Source organism: Bradyrhizobium sp. WSM4874 (genome assembly GCF_055811835.1).
The window spans coordinates 228,272-245,170 of sequence record NZ_JBVVPR010000002.1; the positions used below are offsets into that span (position 1 = coordinate 228,272).

The window sequence follows — 16,899 nt, forward strand, 5'->3', positions numbered from 1 at the left end:
AACAATGCACCGGGCGAGGGGTGCGCGATGAATTCCGCGATTTGCGGCGTCGGCCGGTCCGGTGCTTCCATGCGCGCATGGCATCGGCTCGGAGCGAACGCATGCGGAGCGCCTGGTTTGTCCTTCTCGCGGCCCTGGTCGCAACCCTTCCGGCGCGCGCCGGCGGACCACCTTATCCCGCGGTTCCGCCCGAAGTTGGGGTGGCACCCTTCATCGGCCCGACCTGGGACACCTATCGCTGCGCGGAAGGGCCGGTCATCAATTTCTATCACGGCGCCTATTACGGCGAGGAGCCGCCGGCACTCTATCGCGGCTACGCGTACCGGCCACATTACCGCTACAGCGCCTACCGCAGGCTGCCGCGCAAATATTTCTGCGTTTCTGACTAGCCGGGCCGCGCCACCACGGTCGGGCGGCAAGTGGAGATAGGCCGGTTCCTGTGTTTCGTTCTTAACAGAGAGATCCAGGATTTGCCGTTAGAAGTTGGACCCACCGGGGCTGGCGACATTTCAACCCGCATCCGTTTTCGAGCCCGGATTTGGCCGCTGGCGGGATCGCCAGCGGCTTTTTCATACACGGCCATCACGAAATCATCCGATGGTAACATGATCTCAACCAGCTTGGCGTATCGACGAATCCGTCGCGGATTTGTATTGCGTACCGCGACACCGAGATCGTCCCGCCGGCGTGGGTGCGCCGTGCGGGCTTTTTCGCCGGGACCTATTTCATGCCGAGCGCGATTGAGCAGATCGTCGACGTCTATGTCCGGCTGAAGAACCGGCGCGGCCTCGACGAGCTGATGATGCACAGACAGCGGCTCGCGGTCGATCTGAAGAGCAGGTCCGGCTACGACTTCAGCCTGCCGATCGGCCAGATCGACGAGGAGATCGCGATCATCGAAGCCGGCCTCAGCCGGCTCAAGTCGGGCGATGTCGCCGCGACGGACGACGGCCGGCCAGTTTGAGGCTCAGTCGCGCCGGCCGCCGTCGATGACGGTGAACAACGGCCGTGCCTGGGTCGGCTCGACCAGCAATTCCTCCACCAGCGCGGTCGCCGCATCGACATATTTGCGCGTCGGCTTGTCGAGGGGACGCGTGGCCTCGTCGTCGAGCGCGACCTTTGCGGCCTCGACCAGCTTGCGCATTCGCGCCGCATGGTCATCGCCCGCCGTCAGCGTCGCGCGGGCCAGCGAGCGCAGCACGAACAGCTCGCCCTCGAGGCGGAGCAGACGGTCGTTGAGCCTGGTGAGGACGGCGTTGAGGTCGGCCATGGCGCGCGTTCGTTGCGGAAGATCCATCCTGCTCTAGCGGCGATCGGTGAACGGAGTCCAAACGGCTTCGGCGCAATTGGGGCGATCTCCCCTCAAGTCTCGGTCCGCGCCAGATAGTCGCGTGCGAAGGCGAGGTACCAGTCGAGGCAGGCGGGATTGGCCATCGCCTCCCGGTTGATGACCTTCTCGACCGGCTGGCCGAGCAGCAGCTTCTTGATCGGCAGCTCCTGCTTCTTGCCCGAGAGCGTGCGCGGAATTTCGGCGACCGCAAAAATCTCGTTGGGCAGGAAACGGCGGGAGAGGCCGGCCTCGACCGCCTTGTTGATTTTCGCCTGCATCGCGCCATCGAAAGCGACGCCGTCGCGCAGCACCACGAACAGCGGCATGTAGCTGTCACGGCCGAGATATTCGAGATCGACGACGAGGGAATCCAGCACCTCCGGCAAGGCCTCGATCGCGGAGTAGAGTTCGCTGGTGCCCATGCGCAGGCCGTGGCGGTTGATGGTGGCATCGCTGCGGCCATAGATGATGCAGGAGCCGTCCGGGTCGACTTTGAGCCAGTCGCCGTGCCGCCACACCGGCCCGCGGCCGCTGCCGTCGAAATTGTCCGGATAGGTCTCGAAATAGCTCGCGCGATAGCGCGCATCGCCCTCGTCGTTCCAGAAATAGAGCGGCATCGACGGCATCGGCTCGGTGCAAACGAGCTCGCCGACCTCGCCGATGACGGCGCGGCCCCGTTCGTCGAAGGCTTCCACGGCGGCACCCAGCAGACGGCACTGCATCGCGCCGGGCGTCTGCGGCAGTTCGCGATTGCCGCCAATGAAGGCGCCGGCGAAATCGGTGCCGCCGGAGATGTTGGCCCACCAGATATCGGTCTGCGCCTTGCTGCCGTTGGTCTTCGACAAGCCAGCGAAGCGGTTGTTGAACCAGGCTTGCGTGTCGGCGCTCAGCGGAGAGCCGGTGGAGCCGAGACAACGAAGCTGTGAGAGCTCGCCGGCGGCTGCGAGATTGATCTCGGCCTTGGCGCAGTTGGCGAAGAACGCCGCGCCCGCACCGAAGAAGGTCGCTTTCGATTGCGCGACGAAGCGCCACAGTGTGGTCCAATCCGGCTTGTCCCTGGTGCCGCCGGGGCTGCCATCGAAAATGCAGCAGGTGGTGCCGCTGAGCAGGCCGCCGATCTGGCTGTTCCACATGATCCAGCCGGTCGAAGAGTACCAGTGATAGCGCTCGCCGAACGAATTCTCGTGGTAGGAGCAGCCGAGATCATTGTGCAATCCCAGCAGAGCCAGCACCACCATGACGATGCCGCCATGGCCGTGCACGATCGGCTTTGGCAGGCCGGTGGTGCCGCTGGAATAGACGATCCAGAGCGGATGATCGAACGGCAGCCACGCGGGCTCGAACGCGTCGATCGCGGCGCCCGTTGCTGCGACGATGTCGGAGAGCAGGGCGTCCGCCGCTGCCTCGCCGTGCAGGATGACGTGTTCGACCGTCGGCAGCGATCGCCGCAGCTCGGCGAGGACGTCCTTGCGATCGTGCCGGCGGCCGGCATAGGTGACGGCGTCGCAGGCGATCAGCACTTTCGGTTCGATCTGCTTGAAGCGATCGATCACGGCGGGCGCGGCCATGTCGGGCGCGCACACGCTCCAGATCGCGCCGATGCTCGCGCTCGCCAGGAATGCGATGATGGTCTCGGGGATGTTGGGCAGATAGGCGGCGATGCGGTCGCCGGGCTTGATGCCTTTTTCTTTCAGATGCAGTGCGAGGGCAGCGGCCTTGCGCCGCAGCTCCGGCCAGCTCGTCTCGCAAAGCCTGCCGTCCTCGCCACAGCTGACGATTGCGGGCAGGCCGGCGGCGTCGGCCGCGTCTACATGGCGGAACACCTGCCGGGCATAGTTGACCTGAGCGCCGGGAAACCAGACCGCGCCGGGCATCTTGCGCTCGGTGATCACGGCCGCGAACGGCGTTGGCGATTGCAGATCGTAATAGTCCCAGATGCTACGCCAGAAGCCGTCGAGATCGCGCACCGACCACTGCCGCATGTCCTCGTAGCTGGCGAAGGTAAGGCCGCGCTGTTCGGCGAGCCAGGTGCGGTAAAGGGCAATCTGGGGAACGAAAGCTGCGGTCATTGCGTATCGACTTAAGTTGCGGGGCGGGGAGTGTAACCGGTGCCGCAAAGTAGCAGAAGCCGCAGTTCGGGCAGGCAGCGTTGACGGGAGTAGCGGGTCTGGGTCCGCCGGAAGCAGCCTACCAGCCCGCGCCGGCCCAGCGCCTTCCGAACACGGGTGGCTTGGTCTTCACCGCTTCCCAACCGAAGAAATGGTGCTTGCCGGACCAGGTGTGCACCACACCGCTGCAGATGCTGCACTTGAAGCTGCCGGAATGCGCTTCGGCGTGCTCCTCCCTTGTCGCGGTGTAGTTCATGCCGCAACCCGCGCAGGTGAATTCTTCGATCGTCCAGATGGTATTGGCCATTGCACCGAAAGTGGTTTGGGGGACCTCGATGGAAGCGTAGGTGCACGCCTTTGCAACGGCGTAAACCGGTCGGCCGAAATCCGGTTAATCGTCGTTAGCCAAGCCGGCCTTCGGTTGCGGGCCTTGCCGGCGCTCAACGCGCGGCGCCGCCGCATCGCCGGGCCGGATGCTCCGCATGTCCCGGTCGATGCGCATCTGTACGCGCCTGATGGCGAGCAAGGGCAGCCTGCCTTGCACGCGCCCGGAGCGGGCCCTGTCGCCGACGGCATAGGCGTAGCGCCAATAGCCCGGTGCGGCGTTTGGCTTCAGCGAAAAGTGGATGCCGCGGTGAATTCCCGCATGTGCGCCAGGCTCTCTGGGACGGCGTGCCATCGTCTCGGAATGCAGAATGGCCCGATGCGTTCCTAATCGCCGGGCTCGGGCCGGCCCCGTCGTCTTGACGCCGGGTGCGCAGCTGGCAATAACGCTGGGCCGCGCAAGTGCCGGAACCCGCGTCGATGCCGCAAGGAAAGCCGTGCCCGTGAAAAGTCTGCGTCAGCTCCTGACCGGCGAGGACATCATCCAGCTCGTGATCCGCGTCGGCCTGCTCGGCCTGCTGATCATCTGGACTTTCCTGATCATCCGCCCCTTCGTGCCGATCCTTGCCTGGAGCGGCGTGCTCGCTGTCGCGTTCTACCCGGCCTTCAGCTGGGTCGCCAAGATCCTCGGCGGCCGGCCCAAGACCGCGGCGGCGATCCTGACCCTGATCACGCTCGGCATCGTCATCGGTCCTGCGACCTGGCTCGGCATCAGCGCAGTGGACGGCGTGCGCGAACTGGCGCACCAGCTCGGCACCGGCGACCTCGCGCTTCAGTCGGCGCCGGAGCAGCTCAAGTCGTGGCCGCTCGTTGGCCCATGGCTATTCGACCTCTGGGAGCAGGCCTACAACAACATCCGCGCGGTGCTGCGCGAGGTCGCGCCGTATCTCCAGCCGCTGGCGGGACCGTTGCTTGGGCTCGCGGGAGACGCCGGCGTCGGCACGCTCCAGTTCCTGGTCTCGGTGTTCGTGGCCGGCTTCCTGTTTCCGCACGGGCCGAGGCTGGTCGCGGCCGGCCGCGGCTTCCTGTTTCGCATCGTGCCCGAACAAACCGAGCATTTCCTGGGGCTCGCGGGCGCGACCATCCGCGCCGTGGCGCAAGGCGTGATCGGCGTCGCGATCGTGCAGGCACTGCTCGCCGGCATCGGCTTCAAGCTTGCCGCGGTGCCGAGCGCAGGCCTGCTCGCCTTCATCGTGCTGCTGCTCTCGATCGTGCAGATCGGCGCCTTCCTGGTGCTGCTGCCGGTGATCATCTGGATCTGGACCGCCAAAGACGTCACCACCGCGCTGCTGCTCACCGTGTTTCTCGTCGTCGTCGGCTTCCTCGACACCATGTTGAAGCCGCTGGTGATGGGGCGCGGCCTGACCACGCCCACCATCGTCATCTTCGTCGGCGTGATCGGCGGCACGCTCGCCCACGGCATCGTCGGCTTGTTCATCGGCCCGATCATCCTGTCGGTGGCCTGGGAAATGATGATGGCCTGGATCAGGACGGAGGACCGGGCCGAGGCGGGGTCAAGGGCGGAGACAGCGGCGGGCGAGGGCTGACCGGGCGCCTCGAACTGCGGGATCGGCCTGCCGGGTCCAATCAGACCTGATGGCCTTGCCCGTGAGATCAAGATCCATCCCGAACTTGTCTATCCGACTAGACAAGTTACCATGGGCTCGATTCTTTTTTCGATTACGGCGGACATGGCGAAGTCTTCCAAACTGGTTGCCGCCAAGCGCGGCAAGGTATTGTTGGTCAGACGCCGGTCGGACGGCCTGTGGATGTTCCCGGGCGGCCGCAAGCGTGCGCGCGAGTCCGACAAGGACTGCTTGCGGCGGGAGATCAAGGAGGAGCTGCCCAAGCTGAAGCTTGGCCGGATCAGCCTCTGGAAGGAAGTGACGGCCAGGAACAAGCGCTCCGGCCGCAAGATGAGCGACGCGATCTTCATCGCCAAGGGCGCCAAGGGCAGGCTCGCGATCGGCGACAAGAACGAGATCGATCGCGCCGTCTGGCAGAAGCCGCGCGGCATCCGCCTGACGCCGACCTCGCGCTATATCCGCGACCGCCTGTTTCCGCGGAAGCGCGGGTGAGCTAGGCCTCGTCGTCCTCCGACGAGTGCTGTATCCGTCCGGCGACGGCCCGCGAGAAATTGCTGCGCGCTTGCGGCGCGGATACCCTGGCCATTTCGGTTTCGCGCTGCTCCTTGCGGGCCTTGCGGGCGCGCTTCATGGCCTGCTTGACCTGAGGGTTCGGCGAATCCTCCGCGAAGAACAGCACCACCTCGCAGCTCGGACATTGCCTGGAATAGCCGTCCTGCAACCGTCCCGCGCGGTCGCGGAATACGGTCTTGCAGCGCGTGCACTGAATCTGGACGAAACTCATGCGCGGTCGATCGACAATGACTGATGGAAATGGATCGTCAGGTGACCCCAATTGTCTGAAGAAAGCTTGAACGCGTCGGCGACTTCATGCTGCTCGATCGGCCGCTATTGCTTGGCCGCTATCGTGTCCAGGCAATGGTTGAGAAAGACGGTGCGATCCCTGGGCAGCACCTTCTCGAGATCCGCCTTCAGCGCGCATTCGCGCTGCCGCATCTGCTCGGCCCGCCGCTTCTCGGCTGCCTCGCGATATTCGGGAGCAACCTTGTTGGGATCGACGAGGGCCTGCGAGCGGGCGGGAGCCGTCACGGCGAGTGCAATGGCGGTGATGATAATGAACTGTTTCAAACGAGCCTCCGTAAAAGGCTCATCCTAGCGCTCGGTCGGCGAGGGCTCAAACGGCAAATTCGCCGTGTCGACCGGCAGCGAAGTTGAATTCATCTACCTGAAGTTGGAACTAGGGAGGTCCGTCACTTCGGGACGTGGTCGATCTTGTGGCCGAGATGCCCGGTGTCGTGATCGCGCCGCAACTGGCTCAGCGATGTCTCGTTCAACTGATGCAAGACCTCGCTGAGTTCAGTCGTATCCGGATAACCGGCGGCAAAACCCTTGCCGTAGATCTTGCGCAACGTACCGACCAGCGTGTTGCCGTGCTTCTTGCTGATCGCGCCATCCTTGTCGCGGTGGCGATGATCCAGGCCCGTTTCCTTCATGGCTTTCTCCCTGAGCGGCGTCTGCGCGCCTGGAGAGAGCGTGCTCCCAAACGAGTTGATTGGCAACGGCGCGGCGCGCGGCAGTTGAGCGTCTTCAAAGTGTGGAAAGATCGAAGGCCGTGTGAAGCAGTTCACAAGCGATGGTCGGGATCGCTGCTACGAAGGCGTCATTGCTTTACCGATTGATATTTTGAAAACGCCCCAGCGCTCCACCAGGCGCTGGGGTTTTCACGTTGATCACCTCAACCGCCGGAGCGCGCGATGCGCGATCGGTCGGGTGCTTTCCGAATGATGCCGAAGGCTGATGCAGAAGGCGGGCGACTATGCGGCTTGCTCCTCGAACGAGGTGTAGACCTGGCCCTCTGGACCAATCACCTGAACGCCCCAGCACCCGTCGGCGATAAGCTCCTTGGCCTTCTTGAGGGCGGCGGTGAGTGACAGCCGCTTGAGGCTGACGATTCCTGCCGTGTCGAAACCGCTGATTTCAAACATGCCGCTCCTCCCTGTTTTGTCGAATCCTACACTTTTTGAGCGGGTTGTCTCGCGGCTTTTGGGACAGGGATACCGGGCGGATGACCAGGCGCTGGTCAAAACGCGAAAACAACCCCATGCACAGTAGCTGAGTCCTGCTGGCACAACGCTTTCTTTTTGGCACAAAGCGGTCCTGCATCCGGCGGAGATGCCGGTTGACGCGTCGGGCAAAACAGGGGTAAGTTGCCAACTTCGGAAAATCCGCTTTGGACCGAGACGGCGTCCCGGGATCGGAGGAGCACTTGCACCGGCATGCGAGTCATGTCCGTCGCACGGACCCCGTAGTCGGCCGGGGTGGCGGAGTCTGCGGCAGGCCGCGGCCGCTAACTTGGAATTAAGCTGAAAAGCTCACAATTTTAGACAGTTGTAGATGGGTGCTGCGTAAGGGAGCCGTCGCGAGGACGTTCCGGCGACGGCTTCCTGTTGCTCGCTCATTGGGGTCAATGCCATGACCACGACTTTCGAAAGCCAAGGCCTTGTCGAACAGCTCGACCCTGCAGCACTTGCTGCGGCCATCGCGGCCCACGAACCCGAAATCTTGGACGCTCCAGAACCGATCAAGCGGTCCAGCCGGACGTCGATCATGGCGCTGTCGGTGTGTGCCCTGGCCATCAACGGCGCGGCGGCGATCTACACATGGCCGTCCGGCTTGCCATCGCTGAATCTGAGCAGCCTGGCTGATCTGCTTCCGCGGCAAGAAGCTTCGGCGCCAAAGCCGGATCCGGTTGTCGCTGCCTTGAAGGATATTCAGTCGACCCAGCAGCAACACACGGCTTCGCTGCAGGAGAGCAATCAGGCATTGCAACAAAACGCGGCTGTGCTGCAGGCGGATTCGATGGTGCTGCTTTCGCTGCGACAGAGCATCACGGACGAACGGGTCGATGTGAGGAAGGTATCTTCGCAGCTGTCCACGCTGATTGCGAAGATCGACTCGCTGCAAAATGCCATGATGTCGGACGTCACGTCCTCCGTTCGAAGAGCGCATGCGCGCTATGGACTGTCCGCAGCGATCCGCAAACGGATCGCCCGGCAGCCGAAATATATAGGGCCGGTTTCGGTGGGGGGTGCGCCGCTGAGTGTGCCTGCTCCAGTTTCGGCCCCGGAGAGCTGAAGTCAGATCGAGCAAATCGCCTTCTCGGCCTCGGGGGTGTCCCTGAGGCCGCTTTTTTGCCTGATATCCGGCGGTCCGCGCGCGCGGGTCTTAACCTAGCTTTAAGAAACTGTTGGACGGCGGTGCTATGTTGGATACAACAAAGCCTGTGTCAGCGTCAGTTGCGTCCGAAAGCCATGATTACGTACAAGCAGTACCATATCGAACGGTTTGAGCACGAGCCCAAGCGGTGGGTTGCTCGCATCACGCGGACAGACGGCCAGAACATCCGCACCATTCTGCCAGCAACTGAGCTCCCCTACCTCGAGACGAAGCCGACAGCGTCCGCCGAGGAAGCTGAGGCGCTCGCCAAGGAAGGCATCGACTTCGGCGGCGTGGTGTAATCCGCCGTCGCGGTCTCCTGGCTTCGCTCGCGGCCGCGACTTCATCCGCAGATGCGGCGCGGTGTGTGTGGGGGGGGCTTTGTCCGGTTGCTAACGCGACAAGGTGGTCCGATTGCCAAGGTCAACGTCATCGGCATCGGCATGTCAGTCGGCTGCACCAACACGCTGAACAATTCCGGTGCGGCGACTACTGGCTACATAATCGCCGACACCGTTTTCTGAGTTTCCGGTGCGATTTGTTAGGCGGCGCGCCATACGATTTAGAGGCTTCTCGAAAAACACCCACGAGAGGTTGGCCAATGCCAGCACCACGAGAAACAAGCCCCAGCGCCAAAGTTCACCGGCCGCGGGGTTTGGCTTAACGATGGAAGCGGCCGTCCAATAGGAAATGCAGACCACTGGCCAATGCAATAAATAGAATCCATATGAGATATCTCCCAAGCGCACGGCCCATCTCGGGGCAGACGGCAAAAGAGCCGCGCCAATCACGGCAAGCATGCACGCAGCCGGCCTGATCAACGGGCTGTTGAAAAAATTGTATGCCCATAGAAATACCGCTACACCGGCAGCCGCAAGCGCCGCCGACAACAACCATCTTGCCATGAGAGGCAACACAGGGAGTCGGGTGATAATCATGAACGCCAATACGCCGGCGCCGAAAGCCGCGTGATGTTCAGTGACAAAGCGCAGGATAAACGGGCTTTCCGGCAGCACCAGATAGTATAGCTCGTAAGAGGCGGCGCAGTAGGCAAGAAGGACCGCCGGCCCGCCGCGCGGCAGAAGGATGGCTGCAACAAGGTAGAACGCCACCTCGTATTCCAAAGTCCATCCGACGGACTTGACCGGTGCTTTCTGCGGCAGGATCAGGATGGACCAAATGATATGCGAGAAGCTGGTATCGTCAGATATCCGGATGTTGGCAAAACAGATGGCGGCCACAATCAGCGTGACAAGCGCGTTCAGTGGATAGATGCGGAAGAACCGCTTTAACAGGAAAGAGCCGGTTGTGAAGTCGGGCCGTGCCGCCACATAGCAGACGATGAACCCAGAAATCGCGAAGAACAAATCTACCCCAGATCCGCCCTGCACGGCCAGCCAGTCGAAGGTGTGGAGGCTTGCCTTATCAAAATACGTCAGGCCGATGTAGGAATGAAAATAGAACACTGAGATCGCGGCGATCGCGCGACCAACCTGAATGCCAGGCAACTTGGAATCCATTGGCCTTCCTCAATCTCAGGATGCGCGTGTATCACTGCGAGTAGTTTTGAGCAATACCCGCTCCAGCAGCAAACGCGGCCGCCCCGCCTGCATGCGCGGCTAGGCGTGGCAACGCGGCTCACGCACTGTGTAAGAGTGTACGCCCTTATTGACAGCTCAACCTTTAGGCGCTGTCATCCGTCATTGAACAACCAGAAGTGCGATTTCTTTCAAAGAACAATGCATGCACACCAACGTCAATTTTGCATACGCCGATGCTCGATGTGCGCGTTTGCAACTGGCTGCGTGGACCATTGTCGTTGTTGTAGCGGGCGCGTTCATCCTGAAGCTACTAAGCTTGGCGCTATATTCGATCCCAGAGTCCGACGATTTTTGCTTTTTTTATACGAATAACCAATACGGCATCGTCGGAACGGTCTCGGTATTCTACCACAGCGCGATAGGGCGTATCACGCCGTTGCTGCTGATGCAGCTTCCTGCTGTCCTCCGCACCTTGACAGGCATAGATCTTTTCATCTGCTACGTGCTGATCATGGTTGCTTTCATGGTCACCTTTGTGGTGTCGATGATATTTCTCGCGCGACGGATTCAGCCTGACACAACCATCTTGCAGCAGATTGCGCTCGGGCTGGCCTTCGCGGCTGTGCTCGGGAGCGAGGCTCCGAGCCTGCAGCAAATGTTCTACTGGTTGCCAGGTGTCGCTTGTTACACCGTTGCTGCGGCGATCGTCCTCTTGATGTTTGCTGAACTCATAAATGCCACGGAAAATGGAGTAAATCTCTCGCGCGCATCGACGGCGATGATGGCATTCGGTGGTTTGGTCGCGGCTATGTGCAATGAGTTCACGGCGGCTTGGCTGATAGGCATGATCTCCTGCTCGCTACTGGCTCGCTGGTTATTTACGCAACGCCTCCAGGTCGCTGCACATTTGTGGATGGGTCTCGCGATCCTCACTGGTCTCGCCGTCGTGGTCTCGGCGCCTGGCAATTCCGTGCGCATGAGTCAGTTTCCGATGGCGGGTGATTTTTCGAACTCACTGAAGGAGGCGTTTCTTTTCGGCTTGATCGGCTTAGGTCGCCTGTTTAGAGAGCCCGCGACGGGCACGTGGCTTTTGTTTGTAGTGTTGGTCACCACCGCATTGCCGCAGCCGAAATACGTGGATTCGAGAAACAGAAAGTTCTTGGCCGTAGGAGTTGCGTTCATTGGTATAGGCGGCGCCTATTTCGGATATTTCGTGCACCAATATGCGACCGGGAATCGTCTTGTGGAGAGGGCGCAGAATGAGGTGCTGGCCTTCGTGCTATTTAGTCTGACCATGAGCGCCACACTTTTTGCCCGATCGCATCGAGACCGAATTTCGAAGCTCCTCGCCGCCTCACCTTTGCCTCCATCGGTCATGGGTATTGCTGTGCCTTTGATATTCGGCGCCAGCTTGGCAGTAGCGTTGAACTACAGCAAAGTCGGCACGCAAATTCGGTCGGAGCGAGACAGCTTCGGTGTCTTTTGGCTTGAGAGCATGGAGCGTCATGCGCGTCTGACCCTGTCAGCTGAGCAACGGCTGGTGGTGGCGCAGCACACGGTTCGCCCAACGACGTTGATGAACAGCGATGTGACCGATGATCCCAGCCGACTTCCGAACGACTGCATCGCGAGCTTCTATCAAAAGGAGAGCATCGTAGCGGGGCCCGCCGGTACGCTTAGCGTGCACCGCGCTGAGTAGGCGACAGCGTGACCCACGGCTTCTGGGCTTCACTTAAGGATCTGAGATACAAGCTCGCCAGCCTGCATGACGAGTGGGTGATCACCGATGGCTGGGGTGACGATCTCGGGATGTTCTGGCAGGTGCTCAATTCGTGGGCCTCACCGATTTTGCGCGATCCATAGAGCAACGTGTGAAAGCTGCGGTTGAGGCACGATTAGAGGCACCGAGACGATTAAATCCTGACTTGCTCACGCAGCAATTGGGCCCGCCGGTTCACGCTGGCAGGCCTATCCTGAGTTTGGCAAGGGTGCAGGCGGCGTGTCGGTGTTCGGCCGTGGGTGAACCCGGGAGTCAACCAGGACCTCGATGATCGCATCGCCCGCCACCATGTCTAGCGGAGGAGTCACCACCATTCTACGTTGATCACGGTTGCCGGCTAAAACGTTCAGTTCGTCGGCCTGGCTCGCCAGCCGTTTTCCTGATGAGCAATGGTGGCAGTGATATCGACGTCTTTCACTGCGGATTGGCGCCACGCTGCCACCCCGAAGCACAGGGTCAGAGTCATGGCGGTCGCCAGCAGCAGCACGGACAAAAACTGGCTCACGCGCCCCTCCACAACCAGAACACGCTGAGGCAGCGAGCACGCACGGGCGATTCGAAATGCAGGCGCGCTGACCTGCAGGCAGTTTTCCCCAGGTTGTAAAACGGTGGATTAGCACCCTCGACGTTGGACCGGCCGCGACTCGGGTTCGGTATCCGTCGGGCGCACGCGCTCAGTGGGGCGGAAGCAAACCAGGTGGTGCGGGTGTGTGGGGTCGAGGAACAACGAGCAGTCGTCGAGTAGCTCCGACGCAAGATGGACCAACCTTAATCTGCGCTCCGGTTCACACTGGCGGGCCACGCCATGGCTCAATACCGGTAGTAATAATGCGGCCTGTTCTGAAAGCGCCGGGGCACTGTTCCCGTTGGGTAGCATTGGCCGTCTCGAACGTCGAGATCGACGCCGTCGCCGCCGCAGGGCACCGGGTATCTGCCGGAGCCGTAGCGGGGATAGCCGTATCCTCCATCGCCTCGGTAGTATTGCCGGCGCCCGGCTTGCTCCTCGGGTGGCAGAGCGCCATTCGGATAGCAAAGCCCGTCGCGCGAACTCAGATCCCAGCCGTGACCGCACGGGGGCGGGTGTCTGGGGATACCATATTGGATCTGCTGGATGGAAGGTCGGGGGCCCGTATCGGACGTGGCCGGTCCCATCATCAATGCGGCTGCAAGAACGGTCATAATCATTGGAAGCCTCCAGAGATCGCAGAGTGACTTGGAACGCATGAACCCGATGTGAATAGCTGAGGTTTCACCCCGGCCGAGTGACCGTCGACCTTGTACCGCCGCGGCCCAGGCGCCGCCTTTGCAGCCGGCTTTTCACCCGAAAACTATTGTGGCTCGGCTGGCTTATCACGCTCATGGTTCTCGGCTTCGGCGGCCGCGCACGCATCCATGCCATGACATTTGCTGAGATAGTACCGAGCGCTTGCATAGATCGAGCAAACAAGCACCACGGAAACCAGCAGGAAGATCATCCACCGTCGCTTCAACATTCCCATGACCTTCTGCACCCTCCATCCAACGCGGCCCGTTCGCCTGACCGGCCCAACCAGGCGAGGCGAAAGGTCGATGAGCTCGAATCAGACCTTGCGCTTCGGATTCAGTCTAGCCTCACGCTCCAGCCGCTCGGACTTCAGGCGTTTGAGGTTCTCCTGAAACTCCGGAGTGGCTTGACTGTCCGCTATGGTCTGTCTCGATCCTATCGGATTGAGGGTCTTTCGATTGGCTTCGTCCGCGACTTGTTGCTCGGCCGACCGTTTGGGTTTGATCATTTGCTTATTGCCTTCAGGCCGAGATTGACCAAGCGGTCGCCGGTCAATTTATTTTCGATTTGGCCGGTCGCGTCGAACGTTCTGGAATTCCTCGGGCCCCTTGACGAGCCGCCCCTTGCGGCTGGCCTGGTCATCCGGGCTCGCTTTGTTGTCTTTGAGCTTGTCGATCGCCTTACCCGCCATTTCCCGAGCCCGCTCGGAGGAGGCCTTGGCGGCCGACGTGACCGCGACGGCCGGGGCGGGTTTGCCCAAGCCAATCGTGACCAGCCGACGAATGGATTCAGAGCGAGCCGGAGTGTCTTCCTGCCACGACGCCCATGCGTCGATCTGAGCGACAGTCGATTCCGGCCAGCGCGTGCCGATCTGGACGCCCTGACCAGTAGCGGGGCGGCCGCGATGTTTTTGGGTACGAATCTTTTTTGCTGGTTTCATTTTATTTGGTACCAAAAAATAAAGCCAAGGGGAAGCGCGAACTTCCGACGACTGTGCCTGTCGTGCACCGTCACTGCGTTGCCACGCAACATCACGATCACAGATTTGATGTCAGGCGGCTCCCCGTAGAGGCAGCGCCAGTTGTACAGCAAAAGGTCGGGAAGCATTTGCTTGGACGAAGGCCTGCAAGGCCGGCGTGATCTCGCTACTCGTGACACGCTCGGCAAGCTCATCTGCGATCTCGCTGGTGGCATCGCGAGATCGGCCCTCGATCGCGTTGAAGGCGACAATACGGACCGGATAGGCGTACTGCCCGGAGAGCAGGTCTCGGATGATGGTCTCGACGTCGGTGTCCTGCTCGTCGGTCTCGCGCCAGGAGCAGCCGGCGCGTGCGCCGAAGTCTTCCAGCACCAGGTAAATGTCCCGGTCGAGACGATCCAGCGGCACAATCGACGGCGCATGACGCATGACGCAACTCCTACTCAAAGAGGAAGCAATCGTCCGGCCGGACGATCGTTCCGGCCCAAGGCCGTACCGGCTACGCAATCGCCTGTGAGCAGTTTCACGGGTCCAGCGAGCGGACAGAGCTGTGCTTTGCCGTGTTTCACTTGTCCGAAATGTTGGACAAGCTGGAGCGCAACTACCGAGCCGCTTGGCATGGGGAGCCTCCATGCGCCTGATCCAGCTCCTGCTCATGCGCTACCGGTTGCGGCTGACCCGCTACGCCCTAAGGGCCAGTATGTACCTTGCTCTGCTCAGCAAGCGCTGCATCGCCTTTGATGTTCCAGAAAGATACGCCGCCGGGCTCGAAATGAAGCGTCCCGGCGGCGCCCTGTACCAAACTGGGTCCTCTTAATCCCCAGCCAACTAGATATGAGCAATGCCCGTGCCACAGGGCCGCCGGTTCACGCTGGTGGGCCTACTCGTCAGTTGCCAAAGCGGGGGCTAGGCGTCTTGGCAGGGAATACCGAAGTTGTCACAAGCGAGAGCGAATGACTCTTTTGCCTTTGCATCTTCGAAGCAGAAGCGAGTGCCGATCTCCGCCTGATCGATCCACCAATCGACGTTACTGCCTTTCGCGATGCGGGAGGCTTCGCCGCGCAAAAGATCCAGCTGTCTTCCGGCAGCACGAACGATCAAGCAATTTTTCTCTTTGGACACAATACCTTCTCCATGGCACAGGACGCCGAACTCATTGGTACTAAGCGCCGTGAACACGAAGGCCGCAGCAGGGGGCTGCTGCGGCCTCATTGTCAAAAAAGCCGGGTGAAAAAGATCTTAGTGAAATATGCAGCCAGCCCCGGTGCGATGATCGTATCGCGGCATCTCTGGCTCGCAATATGATCTATTTCACAATCGGCAGGCTCACCCGCTTGCCTAGTTTTCCCGGTCGCCTATGTTCCAGCCACAACAATTGTTATTTTGGAGTCAGAAGTTTTCGCGTTCAGGATCGCCCCTTGTGTATCGTTTGATACGTCGCGCTCGGATACGCTTTGCTACTGTTTCCCGAACAGGGGGCGTGGCATGGACCTACTAAAGAAAGCAATGGAGCAACTTGAACCCCCGGAGTGTCCGAATTGCCGCGTCACCATGGGATGGTTTCGCTCGGAGCTAGTCCGCGGCAAAGAGGAAGAGATCATCGCCCACCTTTTCGTCTGCCCCCACTGCAAGCGCGCTCAGCGGAACGATACAAAGTTCAATCCGGTTCGCGTGCCGCCTGACAAACTGGCGGCCCGTCGTTTTCGTGTCGTGACGGGAGGAAGGTAAGGCCGCCTCAGTGGGCGGCCTCTCGTATGGACGAGATTCACGCCGGCGGGCCTTATGCAAAGCAGGCGGCGATGGCGAGAACCACGTCCGTGCCCAGGTCACCGGAGTACATCGTGAAAAGGACGCCGGCACCAAGAACGACTGCAAAGGTGTTGAATACGATCATTTTGAGATCCCGCTCGTGAGCGAGGGGAGACTGAGCCCCCAATGTTTCGTCAGTGCTTCGCGGAAGCGGCGAATGGTTTCATTCACCGAGGCGTTACCCGTGATTACTCAACTGCTTTAGGAACGAACTGCTTTCCTCCCGGTTGCCGCTTTTTCCCGATCGCGCGGGGGTGGCGTAATGAATGCTTTGGAACAGATCGGCGAGGCAGCGCCGGAAACATCATCAAAGGCCAGATTGACGGACATAGCCATCGCCCTAACTTTCGGGTTCGGTATCCTTTTTTCCATGGCGGCTTGGCTGTACTTTTTAGGGAGCATTCTTGCACGGACGATAACTTGGGCTCTGTCCTAGCAGGTGGCCTTGCGATAGTTCTCGGCAACTTCCAGAAGCGCAGCTCGACTCGGCTCGTGCTGAATCCTCTCAGCCCATTCACGGCAGACTTGCTCCATCTGCTCGCGAGTTCGCACACGACCCCGCACCATCCGACGGATGAGCCCCACGAGCGCTGTCAAAGCTGCTCTCCCGTGTGCATGGTGTGTGCACATGAGATTTTCGGGAGGAGGGTAGGAGGTTTGTTTTCTCGGCTAGGCGCTTGATTTTGCTTGGTGAGCGCGCTGGGGCTCGAACCCAGGACCCCGTGATTAAAAGTCACGAAATGCGGATTTTTCAGTAGTGGAAGAGAGCAGAGATAACGAGAGATAAGTGGATTAAGAGGCTGTTGAACAAGCGGTTTCTGTGATGTAGACCTCAAGACTGTTCGGAGACGAAAGGAGATTAGAAAACCTCCCAGACCCTCCCATAACCCTCCCGCATCAGG

The 16,899-nt window shown here is 60.8% G+C and carries 24 protein-coding genes; 9 read left to right on the top strand and 15 right to left on the bottom strand.

What is annotated here, in order from left to right; genetic code table 11:
• Window positions 1–101: 101 nt before the first annotated feature.
• Window positions 102–389, top strand: coding sequence for a hypothetical protein (locus AC0L3P_RS03400; RefSeq protein WP_473300973.1), 288 nt, complete (start codon window positions 102–104; stop codon window positions 387–389).
• A gap of 338 nt (window positions 390–727) precedes the next feature.
• Window positions 728–964 (top strand): hypothetical protein, encoded by a 237-nt coding sequence (locus AC0L3P_RS03405; protein ID WP_473300974.1) that lies wholly within the window; start codon window positions 728–730, stop codon window positions 962–964.
• Window positions 965–967: 3 nt separating this feature from the next.
• Here the strand turns inward: AC0L3P_RS03405 and AC0L3P_RS03410 are convergent, their stop codons facing one another.
• The 4 genes from AC0L3P_RS03410 to AC0L3P_RS03425 all read right to left on the bottom strand — a co-directional run bounded on the left by AC0L3P_RS03410 (window position 968) and on the right by AC0L3P_RS03425 (window position 4,117).
• Window positions 968–1,270 (bottom strand): hypothetical protein, encoded by a 303-nt coding sequence (locus AC0L3P_RS03410; RefSeq protein WP_027518070.1) that lies wholly within the window; start codon window positions 1,268–1,270, stop codon window positions 968–970.
• Window positions 1,271–1,362: 92 nt separating this feature from the next.
• On the bottom strand, window positions 1,363–3,399 hold the full coding sequence (locus AC0L3P_RS03415; RefSeq protein ID WP_473300975.1) for an acetoacetate--CoA ligase: 2,037 nt from the start codon (window positions 3,397–3,399) through the stop codon (window positions 1,363–1,365).
• A 118-nt stretch (window positions 3,400–3,517) separates the two neighbouring features.
• Window positions 3,518–3,745, bottom strand: a complete 228-nt coding sequence (locus AC0L3P_RS03420; protein WP_275171154.1) for a hypothetical protein — start codon at window positions 3,743–3,745, stop codon at window positions 3,518–3,520.
• 84 nt (window positions 3,746–3,829) lie between these two features.
• Window positions 3,830–4,117 (bottom strand): hypothetical protein, encoded by a 288-nt coding sequence (locus tag AC0L3P_RS03425; protein WP_275171153.1) that lies wholly within the window; start codon window positions 4,115–4,117, stop codon window positions 3,830–3,832.
• Between the two features lie 148 nt (window positions 4,118–4,265).
• On the opposite strand from AC0L3P_RS03425, the gene AC0L3P_RS03430 reads away from it, so the two are divergent.
• Together AC0L3P_RS03430 and AC0L3P_RS03435 are read left to right on the top strand one after the other, a co-directional pair.
• Complete coding sequence (locus AC0L3P_RS03430) at window positions 4,266–5,369, top strand: AI-2E family transporter (protein WP_473300976.1); 1,104 nt, start codon at window positions 4,266–4,268, stop codon at window positions 5,367–5,369.
• A 144-nt stretch (window positions 5,370–5,513) separates the two neighbouring features.
• Window positions 5,514–5,900: an NUDIX hydrolase gene (locus AC0L3P_RS03435; RefSeq protein ID WP_027518066.1), complete on the top strand. Its 387-nt coding sequence runs from the start codon at window positions 5,514–5,516 to the stop codon at window positions 5,898–5,900.
• Between the two features lies 1 nt (window position 5,901).
• On the opposite strand, the gene AC0L3P_RS03440 is transcribed toward AC0L3P_RS03435, so the two are convergent.
• From AC0L3P_RS03440 to AC0L3P_RS03455, 4 genes are all read right to left on the bottom strand, one after another.
• Complete coding sequence (locus AC0L3P_RS03440) at window positions 5,902–6,192, bottom strand: Zn-ribbon containing protein (RefSeq protein ID WP_275171151.1); 291 nt, start codon at window positions 6,190–6,192, stop codon at window positions 5,902–5,904.
• Window positions 6,193–6,296: 104 nt separating this feature from the next.
• Entirely contained in the window at window positions 6,297–6,536 is a 240-nt protein-coding gene (locus AC0L3P_RS03445; protein WP_275171150.1) for a hypothetical protein, read from the bottom strand.
• Window positions 6,537–6,658: 122 nt separating this feature from the next.
• Complete coding sequence (locus AC0L3P_RS03450; protein WP_007610592.1) at window positions 6,659–6,901, bottom strand: hypothetical protein; 243 nt, start codon at window positions 6,899–6,901, stop codon at window positions 6,659–6,661.
• A 321-nt stretch (window positions 6,902–7,222) separates the two neighbouring features.
• Entirely contained in the window at window positions 7,223–7,393 is a 171-nt protein-coding gene (locus AC0L3P_RS03455; RefSeq protein WP_473300977.1) for a hypothetical protein, read from the bottom strand.
• Between the two features lie 487 nt (window positions 7,394–7,880).
• Here AC0L3P_RS03455 and AC0L3P_RS03460 point away from each other — a divergent pair, with 487 nt between their 5' ends.
• Both AC0L3P_RS03460 and AC0L3P_RS03465 read left to right on the top strand, forming a co-directional pair.
• Complete coding sequence (locus tag AC0L3P_RS03460; protein ID WP_275171149.1) at window positions 7,881–8,543, top strand: hypothetical protein; 663 nt, start codon at window positions 7,881–7,883, stop codon at window positions 8,541–8,543.
• A gap of 176 nt (window positions 8,544–8,719) precedes the next feature.
• The gene (locus AC0L3P_RS03465; protein WP_275171148.1) at window positions 8,720–8,926 is read left to right on the top strand and encodes a hypothetical protein; all 207 of its coding nucleotides are present in this window, start codon (window positions 8,720–8,722) and stop codon (window positions 8,924–8,926) included.
• 144 nt (window positions 8,927–9,070) lie between these two features.
• On the opposite strand, the gene AC0L3P_RS03470 is transcribed toward AC0L3P_RS03465, so the two are convergent.
• Window positions 9,071–10,144 carry an acyltransferase family protein gene (locus AC0L3P_RS03470; RefSeq protein ID WP_473300978.1) on the bottom strand — a complete coding sequence of 358 codons (1,074 nt, stop codon included), beginning with the start codon at window positions 10,142–10,144 and terminating at the stop codon, window positions 9,071–9,073.
• 223 nt (window positions 10,145–10,367) lie between these two features.
• On the opposite strand from AC0L3P_RS03470, the gene AC0L3P_RS03475 reads away from it, so the two are divergent.
• Together AC0L3P_RS03475 and AC0L3P_RS03480 are read left to right on the top strand one after the other, a co-directional pair.
• The gene (locus AC0L3P_RS03475) at window positions 10,368–11,864 is read left to right on the top strand and encodes a DUF6056 family protein (protein WP_473300979.1); all 1,497 of its coding nucleotides are present in this window, start codon (window positions 10,368–10,370) and stop codon (window positions 11,862–11,864) included.
• An 8-nt stretch (window positions 11,865–11,872) separates the two neighbouring features.
• On the top strand, window positions 11,873–12,028 hold the full coding sequence (locus AC0L3P_RS03480) for a hypothetical protein (RefSeq protein ID WP_473300980.1): 156 nt from the start codon (window positions 11,873–11,875) through the stop codon (window positions 12,026–12,028).
• A gap of 263 nt (window positions 12,029–12,291) precedes the next feature.
• Here AC0L3P_RS03480 and AC0L3P_RS03485 read toward each other — a convergent pair whose 3' ends face one another.
• The 5 genes from AC0L3P_RS03485 to AC0L3P_RS03505 form a co-directional block, all read right to left on the bottom strand.
• On the bottom strand, window positions 12,292–12,450 hold the full coding sequence (locus AC0L3P_RS03485) for a hypothetical protein (RefSeq protein ID WP_354101069.1): 159 nt from the start codon (window positions 12,448–12,450) through the stop codon (window positions 12,292–12,294).
• A gap of 823 nt (window positions 12,451–13,273) precedes the next feature.
• Window positions 13,274–13,456: a hypothetical protein gene (locus AC0L3P_RS03490; protein ID WP_354059290.1), complete on the bottom strand. Its 183-nt coding sequence runs from the start codon at window positions 13,454–13,456 to the stop codon at window positions 13,274–13,276.
• Window positions 13,457–13,525: 69 nt separating this feature from the next.
• Complete coding sequence (locus tag AC0L3P_RS03495) at window positions 13,526–13,717, bottom strand: hypothetical protein (RefSeq protein WP_084777559.1); 192 nt, start codon at window positions 13,715–13,717, stop codon at window positions 13,526–13,528.
• Between the two features lie 48 nt (window positions 13,718–13,765).
• On the bottom strand, window positions 13,766–14,149 hold the full coding sequence (locus AC0L3P_RS03500; RefSeq protein WP_473300981.1) for a hypothetical protein: 384 nt from the start codon (window positions 14,147–14,149) through the stop codon (window positions 13,766–13,768).
• Window positions 14,150–14,260: 111 nt separating this feature from the next.
• A complete protein-coding gene (locus AC0L3P_RS03505; protein ID WP_275171142.1) occupies window positions 14,261–14,617 on the bottom strand; it encodes a hypothetical protein in 357 nt (118 codons plus the stop codon).
• Window positions 14,618–14,819: 202 nt separating this feature from the next.
• Here AC0L3P_RS03505 and AC0L3P_RS03510 point away from each other — a divergent pair, with 202 nt between their 5' ends.
• Entirely contained in the window at window positions 14,820–15,005 is a 186-nt protein-coding gene (locus AC0L3P_RS03510; protein ID WP_275171141.1) for a hypothetical protein, read from the top strand.
• A gap of 89 nt (window positions 15,006–15,094) precedes the next feature.
• On the opposite strand, the gene AC0L3P_RS03515 is transcribed toward AC0L3P_RS03510, so the two are convergent.
• Entirely contained in the window at window positions 15,095–15,310 is a 216-nt protein-coding gene (locus tag AC0L3P_RS03515; RefSeq protein WP_275171140.1) for a hypothetical protein, read from the bottom strand.
• Window positions 15,311–16,899: the final 1,589 nt, after the last annotated feature.

Bases quoted from the DNA above. Each gene is read 5' to 3' on its own strand.
- AC0L3P_RS03475 (WP_473300979.1), top strand. From the start codon at position 10,368: ATGCACACCAACGTCAATTTTGCATACGCCGATGCTCGATGTGCGCGT.
- AC0L3P_RS03460 (WP_275171149.1), top strand. From the start codon at position 7,881: ATGACCACGACTTTCGAAAGCCAAGGCCTTGTCGAACAGCTCGACCCT.
- AC0L3P_RS03425 (WP_275171153.1), bottom strand. From the start codon at position 4,117: ATGGCACGCCGTCCCAGAGAGCCTGGCGCACATGCGGGAATTCACCGC.
- AC0L3P_RS03510 (WP_275171141.1), top strand. From the start codon at position 14,820: ATGCGCCTGATCCAGCTCCTGCTCATGCGCTACCGGTTGCGGCTGACC.
- AC0L3P_RS03405 (WP_473300974.1), top strand. From the start codon at position 728: ATGCCGAGCGCGATTGAGCAGATCGTCGACGTCTATGTCCGGCTGAAG.
- AC0L3P_RS03450 (WP_007610592.1), bottom strand. From the start codon at position 6,901: ATGAAGGAAACGGGCCTGGATCATCGCCACCGCGACAAGGATGGCGCG.
- AC0L3P_RS03455 (WP_473300977.1), bottom strand. From the start codon at position 7,393: ATGTTTGAAATCAGCGGTTTCGACACGGCAGGAATCGTCAGCCTCAAG.
- AC0L3P_RS03505 (WP_275171142.1), bottom strand. From the start codon at position 14,617: ATGCGTCATGCGCCGTCGATTGTGCCGCTGGATCGTCTCGACCGGGAC.
- AC0L3P_RS03420 (WP_275171154.1), bottom strand. From the start codon at position 3,745: ATGGCCAATACCATCTGGACGATCGAAGAATTCACCTGCGCGGGTTGC.
- AC0L3P_RS03500 (WP_473300981.1), bottom strand. From the start codon at position 14,149: ATGAAACCAGCAAAAAAGATTCGTACCCAAAAACATCGCGGCCGCCCC.
- AC0L3P_RS03410 (WP_027518070.1), bottom strand. From the start codon at position 1,270: ATGGCCGACCTCAACGCCGTCCTCACCAGGCTCAACGACCGTCTGCTC.
- AC0L3P_RS03400 (WP_473300973.1), top strand. From the start codon at position 102: ATGCGGAGCGCCTGGTTTGTCCTTCTCGCGGCCCTGGTCGCAACCCTT.
- AC0L3P_RS03495 (WP_084777559.1), bottom strand. From the start codon at position 13,717: ATGATCAAACCCAAACGGTCGGCCGAGCAACAAGTCGCGGACGAAGCC.
- AC0L3P_RS03435 (WP_027518066.1), top strand. From the start codon at position 5,514: ATGGCGAAGTCTTCCAAACTGGTTGCCGCCAAGCGCGGCAAGGTATTG.
- AC0L3P_RS03465 (WP_275171148.1), top strand. From the start codon at position 8,720: ATGATTACGTACAAGCAGTACCATATCGAACGGTTTGAGCACGAGCCC.
- AC0L3P_RS03415 (WP_473300975.1), bottom strand. From the start codon at position 3,399: ATGACCGCAGCTTTCGTTCCCCAGATTGCCCTTTACCGCACCTGGCTC.
- AC0L3P_RS03440 (WP_275171151.1), bottom strand. From the start codon at position 6,192: ATGAGTTTCGTCCAGATTCAGTGCACGCGCTGCAAGACCGTATTCCGC.
- AC0L3P_RS03470 (WP_473300978.1), bottom strand. From the start codon at position 10,144: ATGGATTCCAAGTTGCCTGGCATTCAGGTTGGTCGCGCGATCGCCGCG.